This is a genomic window from Pedobacter ginsengisoli (assembly GCF_030244015.1).
Taxonomy (GTDB): domain Bacteria; phylum Bacteroidota; class Bacteroidia; order Sphingobacteriales; family Sphingobacteriaceae; genus Pedobacter; species Pedobacter ginsengisoli.
The window spans coordinates 1,556,837-1,576,818 of record NZ_JASSYX010000001.1; the positions used below are offsets into that span (position 1 = coordinate 1,556,837).

General features: G+C 43.4%; 18 protein-coding genes and 1 tRNA gene. 10 read left to right on the top strand and 9 right to left on the bottom strand.

Annotated features, from left to right (window positions below; all coding sequences use genetic code 11):
- Nucleotides 1-37 precede the first annotated feature (37 nt).
- Nucleotides 38-868, top strand: a complete 831-nt coding sequence (xth, locus tag QEP08_RS06770; protein ID WP_285056729.1) for an exodeoxyribonuclease III — start codon at nucleotides 38-40, stop codon at nucleotides 866-868.
- 33 nt (nucleotides 869-901) lie between these two features.
- On the opposite strand, the gene QEP08_RS06775 is transcribed toward xth, so the two are convergent.
- The 4 genes from QEP08_RS06775 to QEP08_RS06790 form a co-directional block, all read right to left on the bottom strand.
- Complete coding sequence (locus QEP08_RS06775) at nucleotides 902-2,149, bottom strand: OmpA family protein (RefSeq protein ID WP_285056730.1); 1,248 nt, start codon at nucleotides 2,147-2,149, stop codon at nucleotides 902-904.
- A gap of 77 nt (nucleotides 2,150-2,226) precedes the next feature.
- Entirely contained in the window at nucleotides 2,227-4,038 is a 1,812-nt protein-coding gene (locus tag QEP08_RS06780) for a sensor histidine kinase (RefSeq protein WP_285056731.1), read from the bottom strand.
- A gap of 4 nt (nucleotides 4,039-4,042) precedes the next feature.
- Entirely contained in the window at nucleotides 4,043-4,684 is a 642-nt protein-coding gene (locus QEP08_RS06785; RefSeq protein WP_285056732.1) for a response regulator transcription factor, read from the bottom strand.
- A complete protein-coding gene (locus tag QEP08_RS06790) occupies nucleotides 4,681-6,390 on the bottom strand; it encodes a sensor histidine kinase (protein WP_285056733.1) in 1,710 nt (569 codons plus the stop codon). The genes QEP08_RS06785 and QEP08_RS06790 overlap by 4 nt, the downstream gene beginning before the upstream one ends.
- Before the next feature lie 150 nt (nucleotides 6,391-6,540).
- Between QEP08_RS06790 and QEP08_RS06795 the strand changes: the two genes are divergently transcribed.
- A complete protein-coding gene (locus tag QEP08_RS06795) occupies nucleotides 6,541-7,806 on the top strand; it encodes a hypothetical protein (protein WP_285056734.1) in 1,266 nt (421 codons plus the stop codon).
- Between the two features lie 55 nt (nucleotides 7,807-7,861).
- The gene (locus tag QEP08_RS06800; protein ID WP_285056735.1) at nucleotides 7,862-9,286 is read left to right on the top strand and encodes an Ig-like domain-containing protein; all 1,425 of its coding nucleotides are present in this window, start codon (nucleotides 7,862-7,864) and stop codon (nucleotides 9,284-9,286) included.
- Nucleotides 9,287-9,563: 277 nt separating this feature from the next.
- Here QEP08_RS06800 and QEP08_RS06805 read toward each other — a convergent pair.
- A tRNA-Leu gene (locus tag QEP08_RS06805) sits at nucleotides 9,564-9,647 on the bottom strand.
- A 199-nt stretch (nucleotides 9,648-9,846) separates the two neighbouring features.
- On the opposite strand from QEP08_RS06805, the gene QEP08_RS06810 reads away from it, so the two are divergent.
- Nucleotides 9,847-10,506 carry an HAD family hydrolase gene (locus QEP08_RS06810; RefSeq protein WP_285056736.1) on the top strand — a complete coding sequence of 220 codons (660 nt, stop codon included), beginning with the start codon at nucleotides 9,847-9,849 and terminating at the stop codon, nucleotides 10,504-10,506.
- 5 nt (nucleotides 10,507-10,511) lie between these two features.
- On the opposite strand, the gene QEP08_RS06815 is transcribed toward QEP08_RS06810, so the two are convergent.
- Complete coding sequence (locus QEP08_RS06815) at nucleotides 10,512-11,363, bottom strand: sugar phosphate isomerase/epimerase family protein (RefSeq protein ID WP_285056737.1); 852 nt, start codon at nucleotides 11,361-11,363, stop codon at nucleotides 10,512-10,514.
- A gap of 167 nt (nucleotides 11,364-11,530) precedes the next feature.
- Here QEP08_RS06815 and QEP08_RS06820 point away from each other — a divergent pair, with 167 nt between their 5' ends.
- From QEP08_RS06820 to QEP08_RS06840, 5 genes are all read left to right on the top strand, one after another.
- Nucleotides 11,531-11,728 carry a hypothetical protein gene (locus tag QEP08_RS06820; RefSeq protein WP_285056738.1) on the top strand — a complete coding sequence of 66 codons (198 nt, stop codon included), beginning with the start codon at nucleotides 11,531-11,533 and terminating at the stop codon, nucleotides 11,726-11,728.
- A gap of 52 nt (nucleotides 11,729-11,780) precedes the next feature.
- Nucleotides 11,781-14,024 (top strand): alpha-L-rhamnosidase-related protein, encoded by a 2,244-nt coding sequence (locus tag QEP08_RS06825; RefSeq protein WP_285056739.1) that lies wholly within the window; start codon nucleotides 11,781-11,783, stop codon nucleotides 14,022-14,024.
- A 157-nt stretch (nucleotides 14,025-14,181) separates the two neighbouring features.
- Nucleotides 14,182-15,051, top strand: coding sequence for an SMP-30/gluconolactonase/LRE family protein (locus QEP08_RS06830; protein WP_285056740.1), 870 nt, complete (start codon nucleotides 14,182-14,184; stop codon nucleotides 15,049-15,051).
- Between the two features lie 9 nt (nucleotides 15,052-15,060).
- Complete coding sequence (locus QEP08_RS06835) at nucleotides 15,061-16,770, top strand: IlvD/Edd family dehydratase (protein ID WP_285056742.1); 1,710 nt, start codon at nucleotides 15,061-15,063, stop codon at nucleotides 16,768-16,770.
- 37 nt (nucleotides 16,771-16,807) lie between these two features.
- A complete protein-coding gene (locus QEP08_RS06840; RefSeq protein WP_285056744.1) occupies nucleotides 16,808-17,581 on the top strand; it encodes an SDR family NAD(P)-dependent oxidoreductase in 774 nt (257 codons plus the stop codon).
- On the opposite strand, the gene QEP08_RS06845 is transcribed toward QEP08_RS06840, so the two are convergent.
- Together QEP08_RS06845 and QEP08_RS06850 are read right to left on the bottom strand one after the other, a co-directional pair.
- Complete coding sequence (locus tag QEP08_RS06845) at nucleotides 17,578-17,793, bottom strand: hypothetical protein (RefSeq protein WP_285056745.1); 216 nt, start codon at nucleotides 17,791-17,793, stop codon at nucleotides 17,578-17,580. The two genes, QEP08_RS06840 and QEP08_RS06845, sit on opposite strands and share 4 nt — an antisense overlap.
- A 137-nt stretch (nucleotides 17,794-17,930) precedes the next feature.
- The gene (locus tag QEP08_RS06850) at nucleotides 17,931-18,413 is read right to left on the bottom strand and encodes an FKBP-type peptidyl-prolyl cis-trans isomerase (protein ID WP_285056747.1); all 483 of its coding nucleotides are present in this window, start codon (nucleotides 18,411-18,413) and stop codon (nucleotides 17,931-17,933) included.
- A gap of 34 nt (nucleotides 18,414-18,447) precedes the next feature.
- Here QEP08_RS06850 and purU point away from each other — a divergent pair, with 34 nt between their 5' ends.
- Nucleotides 18,448-19,272, top strand: coding sequence for a formyltetrahydrofolate deformylase (gene purU, locus QEP08_RS06855; RefSeq protein ID WP_285056748.1), 825 nt, complete (start codon nucleotides 18,448-18,450; stop codon nucleotides 19,270-19,272).
- On the opposite strand, the gene QEP08_RS06860 is transcribed toward purU, so the two are convergent.
- Nucleotides 19,273-19,896 carry a GIN domain-containing protein gene (locus tag QEP08_RS06860; RefSeq protein WP_285056750.1) on the bottom strand — a complete coding sequence of 208 codons (624 nt, stop codon included), beginning with the start codon at nucleotides 19,894-19,896 and terminating at the stop codon, nucleotides 19,273-19,275.
- Between the last annotated feature and the right edge of the window lie 86 nt (nucleotides 19,897-19,982).

Below are 19,982 nucleotides of genomic sequence, written 5' to 3' on the forward strand. Positions count from 1 at the left end.
CATCAACTAATGTCTGGAAACTGAAAAAAATATAAACATGAAAATTGCCACTTATAATGTCAATGGTGTAAATGGCCGTTTGCCTGTATTGCTACGCTGGCTGGATGAAGCCAAGCCGGATGTGGTGTGTCTGCAAGAGTTGAAAGCACTACAGGAGAAGTTTCCTCAACAAGCAATAAAGGATGCCGGTTATAATGCCATTTGGCATGGGCAAAAGAGCTGGAATGGTGTAGCGATCCTTTCTCGTGGTATGGAGATTAAAGAGACGAGACGGGGTTTGGACGGTGATCCGGAGGACTTACATAGCCGTTACATCGAGGCATTTATTAATGGTGTAGTGATCGGCTGTCTGTACCTGCCTAATGGTAACCCGGCCCCGGGACCTAAGTTTGATTATAAGTTGAAGTGGTTTGAGCGTTTTTCAGCTCATGCTGCTCGATTGCTTACTTACGATGTTCCGGTGGTGCTTGGAGGCGATTATAATGTAATGCCCACAGACCTGGATGTTTATAAGCCGGAACGCTGGGTAGACGATGCCTTGTTCCGTCCTGAGGTTCGTTCTGCCTATAAAAATATAGTGGATCAGGGTTGGACTGACGCTTTGCGGACATTGCACCAGGGAGAAAGGATTTATACCTTCTGGGACTATTTTCGCAATGCCTATGGTCGTGACGCTGGCCTCCGTATTGACCACTTTTTGCTTAGCCCACATTTAAAAAGCCGGCTTACTGATGCTGGGGTAGACCGCCATGTTCGCGGATGGGAAAGGACAAGTGACCACGCCCCGGTATGGATAACGCTTGAAATGGCGCCCTTTAATGAAAAAAGACAAGTGCAGAAACCTGCGCTTGTCCTTTTCGTGCCCTAGAGGTACTATTCTCGAACTGTTTTGTTAATGATTTTATAATTTTATAAATTCTACTCGTCTATTACTGGTTTTGCCGGCTTCGCTATTGTCATCGCTAACCGGTGCAGTAGAGCCTCTGCCTTCAGTTTCCATGCGGCCGGCATCAATTTTATAGATTTTTACCAGTGCATCACGAACCGATTCGGCCCGCTTTATAGATAGGATCAGGTTTGCGTCAGGTTTTCCGACTGCATCGGTATGGCCAATAATTTTGATCTTCAGGTCAGGATTTTCAGTCATAGCGGTTGCTACTTCCTTGATCGTACCTTCATTGTCCGATTTTACTTCGGCCGAATTGATGGCAAACAGGATTCCGCTGGTTTCCAGTCTGCCTGTGGTTAGTAATTTGGACCGGTTGTCGGCACTGCCTTCTGCGAATTTAAAATTCGAAACGTAATAACCCAGCTGCTCGTTGGTATAATTGGAGCTGGACATGTCAATTTTAAGCTGGTTCAAATTACCGTTGAGCGGTGCTGCTTGTGGCAGGTCAAATACCTTTTCCTGATCCAGCCAGATTCTGACTCTTTCGTTTTGTATGCTGATGGCAACATGAATGACATTGCCTGCTTTTCTGTCAAAATTGGCCACTCTGTATTTGTCTGATTCCAGTTTCTTCGCCACATTTTCAAAGGAAGTAAGCTGTACAGCCGCCTCCGAACGATAAGGCGCTATACCGAATCTCAGGCAGTTCTTTAAACGGTAATCGTATGATAAGATCTCGCCTTTATTTCCCCGGTCATAAAAGGCGAAGTTAATTGCAGGTACCAGATAACCACCTGTCGCCGGCCAGTTCATGATCAGGTCAAATTCAATAGTCGCATTCTCTCCGATATTTACGACCGGGCTGACGAATGTACCTGGATATAGGCGCAGCCAATTTCCTTTCACTGTATTTAAAGTAACCACTTCGCCCTTGCTGCGTGTATACCATTTTAATGGAAACTGCCCCAATGCGTCCTGAGCAAAATTGTCTGCCAGCAGAATTTTTGAGCCGGGAACGAAATCGTAAGTAGTGGTACTTGCTAATGAAGTGGTCGGTGTACCGGATGCATTCTCAGGTTTTATAGGTTCCCGGGACGTGCTGGTGGCTTCGGTGTTTTTTTTGGCCTTTCCTTCCAGGCCTTTGTCAACCGTTTTGGAGGCCATATCTTCTGCTTTTTGTTTCAGTTTATTTAAAAAGCCCTGGGCCATTAAATTGTTGCCGGCCAAAAGCAAAGCCGAAATCAGAATTAATTTTTTCATACAATCCAAAGTTAGGGTTGAAAGGCGGTGTGTTGAATAGGGGATACTGTTCAACTACATAGGTAGTACTGCTTATTTTAGCTGTAAAAAGGGATGTTGATCGTAATTTGGGTGCTTTCCCCAATGTTTTTTATGGAGATTGTGCCCTTCAACAATTCGAGTCTGTTGTTGATGTCGGGCAACATATTAAATGGTTGTTGGGCAGCCTGAATGTCAAATTGAAAATCGACACTGGAAGCAAATTTGGTAACGGTATAGCCGATCTCATTAGCAGGGGCACTAAGCAATATACCTGCCGACAACAATTGAAGGATCCGGAAAATGTGTATAGATTCTGCCGGATTGAAACATTCGTTGATTTCATCGATATTTCCCTGCCGGACATCATAATCTGCAAACGTATCGCTGATGAGTCCCCTGATGCTTTGGGTTAAGCCCATCAGGTCCATTTGATATGGCCTTAGACGGTGCAGTATCTCACGTACTTCTGCCATGATCGCTGCGATATGGTCGATTACAATACTGACCTGTTTCTTTAAAGGTTCTTCAACAAGCTGCTGTAGGCGCCAGGACCTGTTTTTAATCACGATCAGTTGCTGGCCGATGTTGTCGTGTAATTCCATGGCTACCCTTTTCTTTTCCAGCTCCTGACGTTGGAGCAGCTCTTTGAGAAAAGTTCGTTTTTCTTCAATGGTTTTCAGCTGGATCTGCCCCTTTTCTTTCCTGTAAAAATTAAGCCTGCTTGCGAGGGCAAAAGAAAGGACGAGTGCTTCCAGCAGTGTGCCCCAATGCATACTGGTCTGGGTAAAGAGGTTGTCTGGCAGGATATTGAGGTCTTTCAAGTTATACACCGCATTGCCCAGCATGAGGCATCCGAAACCTACAAGGAAGAAAATTGCAGGTTTGTAGCCCTTTCTAAAGCTTATAATCCCTGCTCCAAACCAATACATGAAGTATGGGTACATTAAATATTGTATGAGCATAAAAGAATATGCCCCTTTCCAAAAGACATCAATAATTATAATTCCAATTGAAAGCGCGCTCATCAAACCCCTGAGCTTATTGAAAACAGGACTGTTTTGCCGGGTCTGTAAAAAGGAGTTGGTGAAAAAGATACTCAACAGACTAGCGAAACCAATGATGGTGCCTGCGCTGTTCAACCAGATCAAAGAACTGAGAATGTCCGGCAGAAAGCCATTGTAGAAGAAAAGGTTCAGACTCCAGAAAAAGATAGCGCCCAGATAGTACAGATAGGGAAGTTCTCTGATCAGCAGGTAAACAAAAAGATTGTAAATTGCAAAAGCCATCAGCATGCCGAAGACAATCCCGTTTATTAAGTCTGTCAGATAGCCCCGTTCGAAAGCCTTTTGTAAGGTAGTAATTTTAATGGGCAGCCTTAATATATTGTTGCTCCTTGCGTGTATGTAATATTCAGTTCCGGTGTTGATGGGTATGGATATAGGGATCAACAGGTTGTTGACCCTAACATCACCGGTAGTTTTAGCTTTACTGGCATCGCTGCTGAATATTTTGACCAGACTGCCCGCTTTTTTCTGGTAAACTTCTACAGTTTGCAGGACCGGCGGGCTGTCGATCTGTATATGCCAGCCGGTAGTTTTACTACGATTGATGATGCTGGTTTTTATCCAAACTGAGGCGGTGGTTGCACCTAAGGATAACGTAGGGTATGCTGAGGCTTCAAATTTAGCAGTGCTCAACTGCTGAAGTTTTATCTCTCCCTTTGTATCAGCCAGGAACGCTGGATAATGAAGGGTATAGCTTTTTTCTCTGTTTTTCAATATAATTTGCCGGGCATAGGAGAAGTGTATGCTGCTGGATAACAATAATATGAGTGTACTGAAAAGTACTTTATACGCCCCTCTGGTCATTTGGTTACCGGTGTTCAATGGCAAACCGCAGCAGGCTGTTTTTCCCGTTAAGGTTTAGCTTTTTCAGGATGTTCATCCGGTGATTGGATACGGTCTTCTCACTAATGAACAGTTCGTCTGCGATGGTTTTTGTGCTTTTATAGCTGCCGACCATCTTCAAAATTTTCATTTCGGAAGGAGTGAGGGTACCGAGCAGTTTCTCGGACGTTAGATTGTTGCCTGTTCTGCGCTGGCTCAGCAAGAAAGTACTCATTTCTGGACTGATGTATGAGTTTCCGCTTACAACAGCTTCTATCGCCTGAATGATATCGACCACTGCATTTTCTTTCAATACATAACCGGCAACTCCTACATCCAGGGCATGCAGGAAGGTATCTTTTGCTTTATGCATGGTCAGCAGTATTACGTTGGCATCGGGCTTAATTTTGATCAGCTCTTCGGCGGCAACCAATCCGTTCATTTCCGGCATGTCTATGTCCAGTATAGTCACCATAGGAAGCCGGGTTCGGGCAATTGCAAGTGCTTCCAATCCGTTTTTGGCTTCAAAAATAACCTCGTAACCAGGTTCTGATTCTATGACTTCCTTTAGCCCCTTTAAAAATATGGGATGATCGTCTGCGATGAGTATAGTTGTTTTTGCTTTCATATGATAATACTATTGATATGGATAGGTATTTTAATGTACACCCTGGTTCCGCCTTTGGGGATGCTGCTCATAGTCAGTTCTGCATTCAATAATTTAGACCGTTCGCGGATACCTGACAATCCAAGGCCTGATCTGATATTAACGGCATCATAGCCTTTTCCGTTGTCATGGTAAGATATGCTGAGGTTCTTTTTTGCTAATTTTATGCTCAAACTGCAAGTACTGGCTGCGGAATGCTTGATCAAATTACTGAGCAGTTCCTGGATGATCCGATAACTGTTCATCTCCGCTTCTTTGTTCAGCAACTGATCGATTTCATCAATATTCAGGTCAACATTGATTTCCGGGTCAGTGGTTACATCCTCAACCAGACGCTCCACCGAGCGTCTCAATCCAAGTACCTCTATTTGATATGGTCTGAGAGAGAAGGATACATTACTTACTTCCTCAATGGTTGTTCCGATATCTTTCGTAATGCTGTTAAATAAGTCTGGATGTGCTCCCTTACTTTGCCGCTCCAACATAAATAGTTCATTTTTGAGTTGTACCAGCTGCTGGCCAACACGCATGTTGAGTTCGTTGGATATGCTTTCTTTTTCATTTTCCTGACTGATGATCAGCGCCTTTGAAAAATCTGCTGTCTGTTCGAGCATTGCCACTTGCAATCTCACGGTTTCTTTTTTTAGGTCATTCAGTTTCACCGCCAGTGCAAATGAAAGTACGATCGCTTGCAGACAAAGCCCCATTTGAAGACTCATACCCGAATGGAAGCCTTCATAGAAACCGTAGCTTGTCAGCAAGCAGCCCACTGCAGCCAGGTAATAAGCGGCAGGACGAAAATCTTTTTTTAATCCATGGAGCCCCGCAAACAGCCAATAAGCGGCAGCAATTACCCATGTCATCTGGAGCAGCTTAAACGCGAGTACAGAATAGCCTGCCAGATCGACTCCAATGGGAATCACAAATACTATAACAAGCCATTTGCTGATCCGCAAGAGAACCGGGGAGTTGATTTCAATCCGGAGATATCCATTGCTGAACCATAAACTAAACAGCAGCGCTGCAGAAGAGGAACCTGTTAACAGCCTCAGGCTCCAGGCTGGTAACCACTGGGTGAAATAGCCATTCCAGATCAGTAAAAAAATGAGATTGGAAAGGACGTAACCTAAGTACCAAAGGTGCGACCTGTCCTTTATAACAATATATATGTAAAGGTTATAGATCATCAGTGCCAGTAAGGCGCCGAACATAAATCCGTTTACGATATTTTTAAAATGCTCTTCTTCATAAATCGCTTCCAGGGTACCGGCGTAAACAGGAATTTTAAGCTTATAGTGATTTTTGACACGAAGGTAGTATTGCCTGGTTTCGCCTTTACCCAGCTTTAATGGCAAGATAAACCCGTTTACCTTAACCGGTCTGTTTTGGTAGTATAGTTTATCATTGAGTATGATGTGGTTAAACTTGCCGTCTTTGTGCGCTGTGTACAAATCTACTTCACTCACGGGCGGAGGTACCTGGATGTACCAGTCATTTGAACTCGAATTGTTTGTCAGGGTGATGTTTATCCACAATGCGTTTTTGCTGAGCTGCACATTTCTAATCAGATAAAACGCCTCTGGATAGGTCAGTACGATCTCTTTTGCCCCAACGGTTAAGGTTGTGATTAGTAAGAAACAGGTGAGGAGGACGCTTCTCAAAAACATGTTCAAATATAATTAACCTGCAGGGATTGAGAATGGGTAATACTACCTATAAATATGATGGATGTCGCTTATTTATCTACTGCGGCATCTGGGGTAATTTTGTCCCGGTTTATTTATTAAGCAAATAACGCAGCAATAAAAAATATAACAATGGAAAAATTAAATGTATACCTGCTCAGTATCGTATGTGCAGTTGGTCTTCTCGGCTGTAAAAAGGATAAAGTAAAACCTGTGGCTGAGGAAAATGCCGCGGTGGTTGGTCTGGTGCGGCCCAAAGGTGTCTCAACGGGGACGGCAGTGACAAGGCGCATCGGACCAGATGGCGGAGTGTTTGCTTCTTTGGAATGTGGCGTGACCCTGAATATTCCGGCAGGTGCGTTGAAAGAGGACGTGACCATTGGGATTGAGCCCATTACCAGGACCAATATCGCAGGCGTTGGGCAGTCGTTCAGACTTACTCCGCATGACCTGCAATTTGAAAAGCCTGTGTCTGTGACTTATACGTATGATATAGAAGCCGATTCGGTGGCCATGCTCGAAACTTTCGGGTTTGCATACCAAATGGCCAATGGAGTATGGAAGTTTGTTGGCGCCAGCAGCTATGACATTCAATGGGGAACAGTGACCTTTAAAACAACACATTTTAGTGACTGGTCTGTGATGAACCGGGTGTCGTTGTCGCCACTTCATGCTAGCCTGGAACCTGGTGAAAAGCAGGTGGTGAAAGCACTGATTTATACAGAATCAAAATATGAGGACCTCCTGGTGCCCCTAACAGGTGACGCGGGAACTGAACCGGGATATCCCGTAGGGACGCCGGTGCCGTTGCCTGCAAAGTTTATTAAATCCTGGGATTTAACCGGGCCGGGAAATATCATTAACTCAAACGGAAATTTGATTACTTACCAGGCGCCTGCCTTAGTGAACGGCTATACCATTGCGACAGTGAACTTAAGCCTTAACGCGCCCGTGACAGGTGCGTTTCTTTTGTTGTCCAATATCGAGATTACAGGTGATGGCTGGGCTGAACTGAGTATAGGCGGAGGGGCGATGACGAAGTTTCCGATAACCCCTGCGGTAAAGTCCGGACAACGGTATTTGCTTTCGAACCCGGAAGCCGAAGGTGGCGGGCAGTTTCTGCTGACCTGGAATGGTGGGTTAGGGACTTACGCTTATGATCTGACTGCAACAGGCAACAAGTTTCACTTTCTGATTGGCAATGGCGGATATACCAGTGCTTATGTAGATCCTCAGCAAGCAGGATTGGTGGCAAGCGGTGGCAGTATCAACATCACTAAAATGGATGAAAAATGGGTGGAGGGCAATTTCACAGTGCCTAATGCCGGCATTGGGCCAATGCTCTTACAGACCACCAATATCAACGGCCGGTTCAGGGCACGGGTCTACATTCCCTAATGGCCAGAATTTTATGTATTCAAGTTTAATTTTTAACAAACAAATCACAATCGAAATGATAACCATTTTAATGACCAGACTTCATCATCAGCTGTTAAAGTTTGTGCAGGTGCTGCTTTTATTGATTATTGTGTCTGGTTGCAGCCGAAATAGAGATATTTCCAGACCAGCGGCGGTAACGCAAATTCATTTTAAGGAAAATATGATAACACTGGACGTCGGGAGTTCTGCCCGGCTGATGGTACTCCATTCACCCTCTGAATTGACAGCTCCAGGCTATGAGTGGGCGGTAGCAAACTCGGGAGTGGCAAGAGTGGAGAACGGGGTAGTGTATGGTTATCAGGTGGGGGAAACTGAGGTGTCTGTGGTTGCGAAAGAATTGGGGCTTACTGCAAAGATCAAGATTAGGGTACTTCCAATCTTGCCACAATCACTTCGGCTTCAGGCAGAAAAAACATCTCTTTTGGTCGGAGAGGAAACACCAGTTACCTATACGGTTCACCCACAAGATGTAACCGACATAGATAAACTTGAAATCGAATGGTCAAGTTCGGATGAGACAGTCTGTACGATCTCAGATAATAAAATTCTGGCCCTTGGCGCCGGATCTGCCGATGTCGTTGCGTCAATTAAAGGGACTGATATAACGGGGAAATTGACTATACAGGTGGCTCTGGTACCGATAGAGTCGGTTTCACTAAATCTTTTGCAAACGACGGTGTCTGTTGGCATCGGAGTACGCCTGATACCTCAGATATTGCCAGCTCATGCGACAGATAAGCGGTTAGTCTGGACTTCGGAAAATCCAGAGGTCGCCAGTGTAGTTGACGGAACTGTACTTGGTCGAAAAGAAGGAATGACAACAATCCGGGTTACTTCTGCGGATGGTCAAAAAACAGCAACCTGCCAAGTCACCGTGAAACCGATACAGGTCCAGAGAATCATATTGTCCACAACTACATTGTCCTTAACCGTGGATCAGGAATATCTGGCAAACGCAACTGTGTTACCAGAGGATGCGAAGGATAAATCATTAAGATGGAATTCTTCAAACACCAGCATTATTACCGTTGATCAGCAGGGTAAGATTGTGGCAAAAGGAAAAGGAGAGGCGATCATTTGGGCCATTTCCAACAGCAATCCCAATATACAGGCAGGTTGCCAGGTTCTTGTCACCAAGCCCGAGGAAATGATCTTTACCCAAGTGACAGCCGGTTCTAAGGTGACGGTAGATGGATACATGTCTGCAACTGTGTCGGGTTTGTTTATGAACGGGTATTATGTTCCTGTTAAGCTGATTTCCTTTGAGGTCTTATCCCATGCGGGTGAGGTCATTATTGGTAATTACAAGGGTCCCATTATTTCACCAAGTATACAATATACCCATACCGTAACAATAAAGAATGTATACAAGCCGTTTGTACGATACGTGTTTGAGTTTAGTGGTCGACGCTATGAAAGACTTGTTGAAATCTCATGACATAGACGGTTAAGTTTTAGGTTTTTCCTGAAGAAGCAAATTTAAAGTATCACCTATTCTTATTAGATTATAGGTCAACGGACCCATATTTTAAGTAATTCAGGACTAATAATGACTTAACCGATGCAATAGCCATACTGATCAAGTAATTTGTTTGCTGGAATGACAGAAGCCTAACTTTCCTTCCCTTAGAACGTGTTTTTTTGAAAAATTTGATTTTCGGTGTGTTATATGTCAAAAAAAAGAGTTCCAAATATTTGGAACTCTTTTTATGATGTGCCCGAAGAGAGACTCGAACTCTCAAGGATTGTACTCCAACGGCTTCTGAGACCGCAACGTTTACCAATTTCGCCATCCGGGCAATTGAAATTCTTAAACAGAATCCTTTAGCGTTGGCAAATATAATATTATTCAGGCAACCCCCAAGGATAAAATTGCGTACTTTTTAAAAAAGGAGGTGTAAAATGAGAACTTGTTACATAATACTCGCTATAACAATATTTTACGTACTTGCCTGGTACATGATGTAAGTTCAATATTATTATCTTTATCTTTGAGCCATGAACGAGATAGCTGCTATTTTTGACATGGACGGAGTCATTTGTCATACCAATCCGTATCACTCCATTGCTTTTAGAGAATTCTTTTCAATACGTAATTTAAATCCAACAGATGAAGAATTTGCGCAGCATATGTTTGGAAAGAGCAACAGCTATATCCTCAGTCATTTTTTACAGCGGCCGGTAACAGGTGAGGAACTGCTGCGGCTTGAAGATGAAAAAGAAAGCCTGTTTAGAAAGATCTACGAATCGCATGTTGAGCCAATATCAGGACTTATCGACTTTATTGCCGACCTGGAAAACAATGGCGTAAAACTGGGTGTAGCCACTTCTGCTCCCCAGGCAAATCTGGAGTTAATTTTGAGTAGAGTATTGATCCGTGAAAAATTAGGATCTGTCATGGCCAGTGAACATGTCAAAAAACATAAACCGGATCCAGAAGTATACCTGACTTCTGCTGCTAACCTGGGGATCAGCCCAGCGCAATGCGTGGTCTTTGAAGACTCTTTTTCTGGTGTTTCTGCAGCGATCAATGCAGGTATGAAAGTGGTAGGCGTACTGACCTCACATACCAGGGAAGAACTGCCTCCATGCGATTTGTATATCAATGACTATTCTGATATTTCTTATCGTAACATAAGGAACTTGTTTAATGCCTGATGATTTTATCGCGTGCCCTCACAAACTCCCCTGAAATAACCAACAGATTCAGCAATTCCTGCTAATGGATCTTTCATGTCTTTTTCATATTCCAGACCGCAATGTCCTGAATAACCTGATTTTCGAAGCATTTTTACGAAAGCCGGAATATTGATCACTCCCCGTCCAAGTTCACAGGTAGCGCCTGTTTTGGTCGCAACAGTAATGTTTTTTAAGTGTATATCGAAAATTCTTTTGGAATAGTTTTGCAGATCCGCAATGGAGTCATGCCCTGCTCTTGCGTTGTGCCCCATGTCAAAGCAGATCCCGACCCGAGGATCAAGTTCTTTGATGAGCGTATAGATACTTTCGGCAGTAGGATATAATTCGTCCTCCGGTCCATGGTTATGGATCGCATAGCGGATGTTGTATTCTTTTGTTTTCTGTGCAACATATACAAGATCGTCGTGTACTGGAATGCCGACGATCAGGTCAACCCCAACACGTTTAGCATAGTCAAAGGCATTGTCAATGTCTTTTTTTGTTTTTGTATAAATGGGCCCTACCGCATAACCGGTAACGTCGCTTTCTTTTAATGCAGCATGAAAGGCAGCTATCTGCCCGGCAGTACTTTTGTAAGGCAAATGGAAATCTTTAATGCACAAATGGTGCACATCAACTTTTTTCATCATTTTCAGCGATTCCTCCAGATTGAAATTTACAAAACTGTACCCCGCGACGGCTAACTTGAAACTATCATCTTCTGCTTTTGGTTTTTCTGAAAGGCTGGGTTTAGCAAAGATGGATGGAATGTTTACGATTGTACCGGCAGCTATCCCTAGCATTCCCTTATACAAAAAGCTTCTTCTGGTGTTCATGTGTTTAATAGCTTATAAGTGATTACAGGCTAATATAAAACTTAATTGTGAAGTGCTCATGAAAGTTTTTATTTGATGATTGTATCTATGTTTTTTTAGTTAACTTTAGTTAAAACCAATAAAATGACCTTTGATTAATTAAACAGTGCAAAAAATATCTAACAAATATGGAAGCAAACGAGATTAAATCATTACTAGAAGTTATCGACCAGCAAGTCAGTTCATCGATCCTTGGTGGCATGGAAGAACAATACGAGGAACTTGAACAATTGGGATTTATTACGATAGACAGGCGGTCCATTCAGCATTCGGCGGCTATCACTCCAGCCGGACTTGACTATATCGGACATAATTATTTACATTAAATGCTTATTTTCAGCTTTTAAACCAAGTGAAGCTGTAAATAAAAAAGCATTAATGAAGATAATCCACGTAAATGTTGCACTGTTCCTGCTATGTGTTTTTCAGTCTTTGGCGCAAAACCGGCCCACAGGACTACTGACAGACCTGCTTTCCAATACAGATAGAGTTTATATCAATGGATTGGTATCATCGATTCCTCTTTGGACTGTTGATGGGGCCATTGAACCTGTTCAATTTGCCCAAATCTGTTCTTCCCGCCCTTTCTTTAGTTGGGTCGTACCTGGAAAGGGCAATGGAACAGTTCAGACGGCTTACCAGATTATCGTTGCCGATTCGCTTGCAGCCGCAATGGCCGGTAAAGGGACAATCTGGGACAGTAAACGTGTTCAGAGTGTTAAATCAGTGGCGGTCCTTTTTGAAGGCAGTGACCTGCGGCCTTCCAGAACCTATTTCTGGCGGGTAAAGACCTTTACAAATAGAGGAGGCGAAAGTGAGTGGTCAGATATTAAGGCATTCCGGACAGGAGAAGATCTGTCCGGTTATAGATCATCATTTGAACCATTGGTGAAAACAATGCAGGCGCCTGAGAAGGTTTCTGTACATATGAACGATGTACAACTATTTGATTTTGGTAAGGATGCATTTGGGCAGCTGCAGATAAGACTGACTTCCGATACGGGACTGGATACTGTACAGGTAAGCTTGGGCGAGGCTGTTAAAGACGGATTGCTTGATCCTAAACCCGGCGGTACTATCCGCTATTATAGAATCAGCCTGCCCCTCATGAAAGGTAAGCACACCTACCGTATTAAAATACAGGCCGACAAGCGGAATACAGGGCCTACAGCTATTAAAATGCCTGCATATATCGGAGAGGTATTGCCTTTCAGATACGCACAACTGGAAGGATATAAGAAAACGCTGGTGGCAAATCAGGATGTGATCAGGGAAATAGTACATTATCCTTTTAATGATGCCGCTGCCTCATTCACGTCTTCCAACGACACACTTAATAAGATCTGGGAGCTGTGCAAATATTCTATAAAGGCCACATCTTTTGCTGGGATCTATGTAGATGGCGACAGGGAACGCATCCCATATGAAGCCGATGCACTGATCAACCAGTTGGGGCATTATGGTGTCGACAGAGAATATTCAATGGCACGTCGGTCAGCAGAATACCTTTTACAGCACCCAACCTGGCCTACAGAATGGATACTACAGGCGCTGATCATTTCCTGGAATGACTATCTGTATACCGGTGATGTTCGTTCTCTAACGGCCAATTATGAGCTCCTGAAAAACAGAACTTTGATGGCGTTAAAAGAAAAGAACGGGTTGATATCAACAATCACGGGATTACAGACGTCTGAATTTGGGACATCTATAAAGTTTAAAGGTAAAATTAAGGACATCGTAGACTGGCCGGTAAGTGAAACAGATGGTTTTGTATTTAATAAGTATAATGCGGTGACCAATGCCTTTCACTACCGGGCGCTGGTGCTGATGGAAAAGATCGCCGCTGCAACAGGAAATACGGCGGATGTTAGGAAGTATGCTGCAGCGTACAGAGAGGTTAAGGAAGTGTTTAACAAATATTTCCTGAATAAACAGCTGGGTATATATAAAGACGGTGATACTACAAGTCATGCTTCGTTGCATTCCAATATGTTTGCGCTGCATTTTGGCCTTGTACCGGAACGGTATGTGTCATCGGTAATGAAATTTATCCGATCGAGAGGAATGGCCTGCAGTGTCTACGGGTCCCAGTTCTTAATGGATGCGCTGTACGATGGAGGTGATGCCGGGCATGCGCTGGAACTACTTACTGCTACATTTGACAGAAGCTGGTATAACATGATCAAAGCAGGATCTACGATCACGCTCGAGGCATGGGACAACAAGTTTAAACCTAATCAGGACTGGAACCATGCCTGGGGAGCTGCACCGGCCAACATCATTCCACGCAGGTTGATGGGGATAGAGCCGCTTAAAGCCGGATTTGAACTGATAGCAATCCGGCCGCAGACCGCAGACCTTTCTTTTGCCGAATCCTTAGTCCCAACAATACGTGGTGATGTCCGGATTAAAGTTCAAAATAACGATAAATATTTACTGAGTTTCACATTACCTGCTAATATGGAAGCAGAAGTGTATCTGCCGCTGATCCCAGGAAAGCATAAGGTACTGCATAACGGAAAGCCAATAACTGTGAAGGCCCTGAAAAGGCAGTCTGCTGTTTATGCGGGCAGAGTGCCGTCGGGAATTCATGTGTTTGAAATTTCAGGAGCTAAATAGCTTGCTGGCATTTCGTTGATCGTCTTTCTTTTTCGTGATGATAGAATCAGAAAAAAGAAATTATTTGCTATTTTTACTAATGCGTCCAACTTGTATCTACAAGTTGGACGCCAGTTAACCAGATATACCCAGTAGATACATCCAGAACGAGATTTTTATGGTCGAAGTTTTATGCAGATCAAATTGTGAATTAGGGGAATCCCCTGTATGGCACGCTGAAAGAAGAACTTTTTTTTGGGTAGATGTTGAGGCCAGAACTATTTTTGAATACAATTGGGACAGAGAATCTGTGCTGCGGCACCAGTTTGACTACCGGATTTCAGTGATCATTCCGGCTGAAAAGAACAAGCTGGTGTTGGGTTTACAGGGCGGCGCAGCCAAATTTGATTTGCTGACAAAGCAGCTAACCTGGTTGCCATCTCCAGCGGTAGACTGGAACAATTTCAGATGTAATGATGGAGGTGCTGATGTCCGCGGCAGGTTATGGATCAGCACAATGGAACTGAATCATCAAGAGAATTCGGGCGCTATCTATTGTGTAACCAATACGGGATTAATAACGAAAGAGATTAGCAATATTTCTATTCCAAATGGCATCGTCTTTTCAGCAGATCATAAAAGAATGTATTATACCGATAGTGTAAAAGCTGAAATTTATGCTTATTTATATGATGCGGAAACGGCAGCCATTCAGTTTGAGAAGGTTGCTGTTAAAATCCCTGCCGATCTGGGCCTGCCCGATGGTATGGCTCTAGATAAAGAAGGTATGCTTTGGGTTGCGTTATGGGGTGGCTACGGAGTCGCAAGATTTGATCTGCAGACCGGACAAATGGTGGATTTTATTGATATTCCGGTGCCACATGTTACCGCTTGCTGTTTTGCCGGAGCGGAGCTCGACCACATGGTCATTACCACAGCGCGGTCGGGCCTGTCAGAAGAAGAGTTAGAGACTTACCCTGAAAGCGGCAATGTATTTATTGTCAAAACAAACGTTAGAGGAACGAGCATTCATTATGCTGATCTATAATAAGATATCATGGAAAAAAAACTAAGAAGCCAGCAATGGTTTGGGAAAAAAGGCAAGGATGGGTTTATCTACAGAGCCTGGATGAAGAACCAGGGAATCCCGGACGATGAGTTCCGCGGAAAACCAGTAATAGGTATCTGTAATACCTGGTCTGAGCTAACCCCCTGCAATGCGCATTTCAGAGAACTGGCTGAGTCTGTTAAAAGAGGAATATTGCAGGCTGGGGGACTTCCTGTAGAGTTTCCAGTAATGTCTTTAGGGGAAACCCTAATTAAACCTACTGCAATGTTATACCGGAACCTGGTTAGCATGGATGTGGAAGAATCCATAAGGGCCAATCCTATTGACGGTGTAGTCTTAATGTGCGGATGTGATAAAACCACACCTTCACTGGTAATGGGGGCCTGTAGTGTAAACATACCTGCAATAGTGGTATCCGGCGGCGCAATGCTGACCGGAAAATATGAAGGCAGGGATATTGGGACAAGTGACATCTGGAGGTTTTCTGAAAATGTACGTTCTGGTATTATGACGGAAGAGGAACTGAACCTTGCGGAAGCAGGGATGTGCCGGAGCCGCGGTCATTGCGCTGTAATGGGCACCGCATCATCCATGGCGTGTATGGTAGAGTCGCTCGGGCTTTCGCTGCCTGAAAATGCAGCTATTCCTGCTGCCGATTCCAATAGAAAGGTGCTTGCCCAATTTTCAGGCAGAAGGATAGTTGAAATGGTGAAAGAGGATCTGAAGCCTTCTGATATACTAACGCGGGAAGCCTTTGAAAATGCGATAAAAATAAACGCAGTCATTGGCGGATCAACTAATTTCGTGATCCATCTGCTGGCGATAGCCGGCAGGGTAGGCGTAGATCTTCATATTAGTGATTTTGACCGTTATTCCCGCAACCTGCCATTATTGGCCAATCTTCAGCCTTCAGGTGAATATTTTATGGAAGACCTGTATTATTCAGGAGGTTTACCTGCAGTAATGAAAGAAATTGAAACCCGGCTCAATACCGGCTGCATTGCCGTAAACGGCAGGACCATTGGCGAGAATCTCCATAAAGCAAAAGTCCTGAACAGAAAGGTAATTGCCACGCTGGAAGATCCGTTTAAACTTGATTCCGGAGTTGCGGTACTAAAAGGGAACCTTTGCGAAGGGGGGATCATAAAACCGTCGGCAGCGGATCCAAGGTTAATGCAGCATACGGGCAAGGCGGTGGTATTTGAAAATATTGAGGACTACAAAATACGTATAGATGACCCTGAACTGGATATTGATGAAAATAGCATAATGGTGCTTAAAAATGTAGGGCCCAAAGGCTATCCCGGAATGCCTGAAGTAGGGAATATGGGCCTCCCTAAAAAATTGCTGGATAAAGGCGTGACGGATATGATCAGGATCTCTGACGGACGGATGAGCGGTACAGGTTTCGGGACCGTAGTGCTGCACATTTCACCGGAGGCTGCAGAAAACGGTACCATTGCGCTGGTGAAAGACGGTGACCTGATTGCTCTTGATGTCCCAAACAGAACATTAAACCTGTTGGTAGATGATGAAGAACTGAGCAAAAGAAGGGCTGCATTGGTAAAGCAGCCGGAGGTATTTAAAAGGGGCTATGCAAAATTATATGTTCAGCATGTAGAACAGGCAAATCTCGGTGCCGATTTTGACTTTCTAAAAGGAAGCTCGGGAAGCGAAGTGCTGAGGGACTCACATTAATTAAAATTTTCAAATTTAAAGCAAGGAATAATAGAATATGTCTTCAACACAGTTTAACAATAAGACAGCAATAGTTACAGGTGCCGGACAGGGCATCGGTTTTGAGATTTGCCGGCAGCTGGCTGCAGCTGGAGCAACGGTCATTTTAAATGATATTGATGAGATTTTGGCAAGTGAAGCAGCCTCAAAGATCAGGTCGGAAAATGGAAAATGCATCGCTTGTGCGGGAAATTCAAGTAATAAGAATTTTATAAACAGTATGATCAGTCTCGCTGTTGATACAACCGGGCAGCTAGATATCGCTATTGCGAATTCAGGGATTACTTTATTTGGGGATTTCTTAACTTATCCGGAAGATTCATTGACCAGGGTTTTAAACGTAAACATTGCAGGTACCTTTCTTTTGGCCCAGGCGGCTGTAAACCAGATGAAAAAGCAGGGTCACGGCGGTTCTCTTTTGTTCACTTCTTCTGTAACCGGACATCAGGCCCATAAAGATCTGGCTGCCTATGGTATGTCCAAGGCGGCAATCGAGATGCTGGCAAAAAATCTTGTACTGGAAATCTCTCCTTATAAAATCAATGTAAATACGATTGCACCCGGTGCTACACTAACGGAAAGGACGCTGGATGATCCGAATTATATGTCGGTATGGTCAAGGATCACACCGATGGGGAGGCCTGCTTATACGACTGATATTGCCAGCGCAGCTTTATTCCTTGTTTCGGAACAAGCAAGGCACATTACTGGACAAAGCCTCGTTATTGATGGGGGATGGACGGTGATCAGCCCTTCTCCTGAAGAGAATTAAATGGCAGAATAGGGGGCTACTTCTTCACAAAAGAAACCCCTCTCATGTAAAAGGTGACGTACTACATCTACGCAAGGCACCGACGACATTACTTTGAGAAGCTTGTCTTCAAATGCGAACAGCCAGTTCTTTTCTCCGAATAAAATATTAAATACAGGCTCGATAGCGGTCAAATCCTGCTTGTCTTTTAATGAAGTTTTAAAAATTGCCATATTCATTATTCCTAATCTGTAACACTTAAATATTATAAGGTAAAGATGGAGGATAAAAACGGCCGAATAAATGGCTTTAAGGCCGGGCTATTGAAACCATCGGTGAACAGCGACAAAACCTCGGTAAAAAATTGCCGCTACGGTTGCTTTATATTTTTTATCGTAACAGTAAAATCGAGTATGGAATTTGCCGGAATCCGGCTATTGGCGATATTTTTATATCCATAGAAGGACGGTGTAATGAAACGAATTGTTCCGCCTTTTTCGATTTCCGGAACAGCAAATTGCCAGGCTTGAATTACCCCTTCTAATGAGAAATCAATATTTGTTCCGGAATCAAATACTCTTCCATCTAAAAAACGGCCTTCATAGTCAGCAGTAATTATTGTGTACCTATCATAAGTTGTCTCACCTGTTCCTGGTTCAATGATCTGATAGAAGATCCCGTATTTCTCACTTTTAACTACATTTGTTAGGCCCTTTTCCTTCACAAAGCTTCTAATCGCAGTGGTATCTATTTGGAATTGCGCCACGTCGTCAAAAGGTTTTTCATTTTTCTTGCAGGCTGCAAAGCATCCCGCTATGCAGACCAATAATAGAAGGTATTTTATTCTAATCATGATAAACAAAGATATACTTTTTTTATTTTAGAGCATGATAGTAATAATACAATGTAAAGATCAGATTGGATTGGTTGCGGATATTTCCAGATTGCTTGCTGAAGCCGGGCTCAATATTGTTTCCATGAGGGAATATGTCGCGAAAGCAGAGAACAGATTTTTTATGCGATTGGAGGTTGACGGAAACGGAGATGAGCATACACTTACAAACAAATTGATCGCCATTCTTCCGGAAGGCGCAGAAGTACATGTTAATCCGCTGCCTGATAAACGCATAGTTGTCATGGTTACAAAAGAATACCATTGCCTCGCCGATATACTGGTCCGTAATAATTTTGGGACACTCGGTGCCTCGGTGAGCTGCGTAATCGGAAATCATCCGGTGCTCCGAAAGATATGTGAACGTTTTGAAATTCCTTTTCACCTGGTATCTTATGAAGATGTCTCAAGGGATTCTGAGCAGGAGATCATCAAGCTCATTGACAGTTATGCACCTGATTATATTGTTCTTGCTAAATTTATGCGCATTCTTTCCCACGGATTCGTCACACATTTTCCAAACAGGATCATCAACATTCACCACTCTTTTCTTCCGGCTTTCGCAGGAGCGAACCCTTACAGACAAGCTTTTGAAAGAGGTGTAAAACTAATAGGAGCAACGGCTCATTTCGTAACCGATGATCTGGATGAAGGACCTATTATTGCACAGCAGATCATCCCTGTAAACCATTCGTTTACCGCTTCAGACATGGTCAGGTCGGGCAAGGAAATAGAGACTGCCGTATTGGCAAAAGCCCTGAGGCTCGTGCTGGGCGACAGGGTCTTTGTTTATGGAAATAAAACAGTGGTTTTTGAATAGTTATCTTGCTTTCGCAACTATAGCTCTGTTTAAGCTTATGGCTGCAATGGATTCGTCGGTCAAACGTTCTGCCCTGTTGCACACAAAATGATCAAGATCTGCTTTTGCATTTTGATTAGCTATAAACGTATGGTCGTCAGTTGAACCACTCAATTTCAATTCTGCAGCATCACTGATATTGGTGTACAGACTGCCTGTTTTGGCATTGATGATGGCCGATGAACTGTAGCTCATGAAGATCTGGAGGTATTTGAGATCAAATTTACCTTTAGTTTCGACTGAGGAGATACCTGATACATCGATTCTCTGAAGATCTTTTACTGAAACCGTTATGGTAACCGGTTCGATCTCAGTGGAATGGATTATGAGCTTATAGCCGTTTCTTTTAATGGTAGTTTTTGAGGCATCAAAATTATCGTCTACTTTAATAGCTTCTTTTGCTCCCTGAACGAGAATTACTTTCACGTTTCCGGATACAATTACCTTGTTGAAAGTCACCGCTGAAACAGTAGCTTTTGAAGTTCCGGTTTTAGGACCGGTATGAGCAAAAGTAGCCAGTGCTGATGTTCCTAAAATAACTGCAGCTAATGCTGTTGCGAATAATGTTTGAGTTAGAGTTTTCATGATTTCTATTTTTTGTCGTGAAGCTTGTTTCGGCAAGTTTCACCGTTGTGAATTTTTAATTTTCTTTAATTCTTTGTTAATAAGAT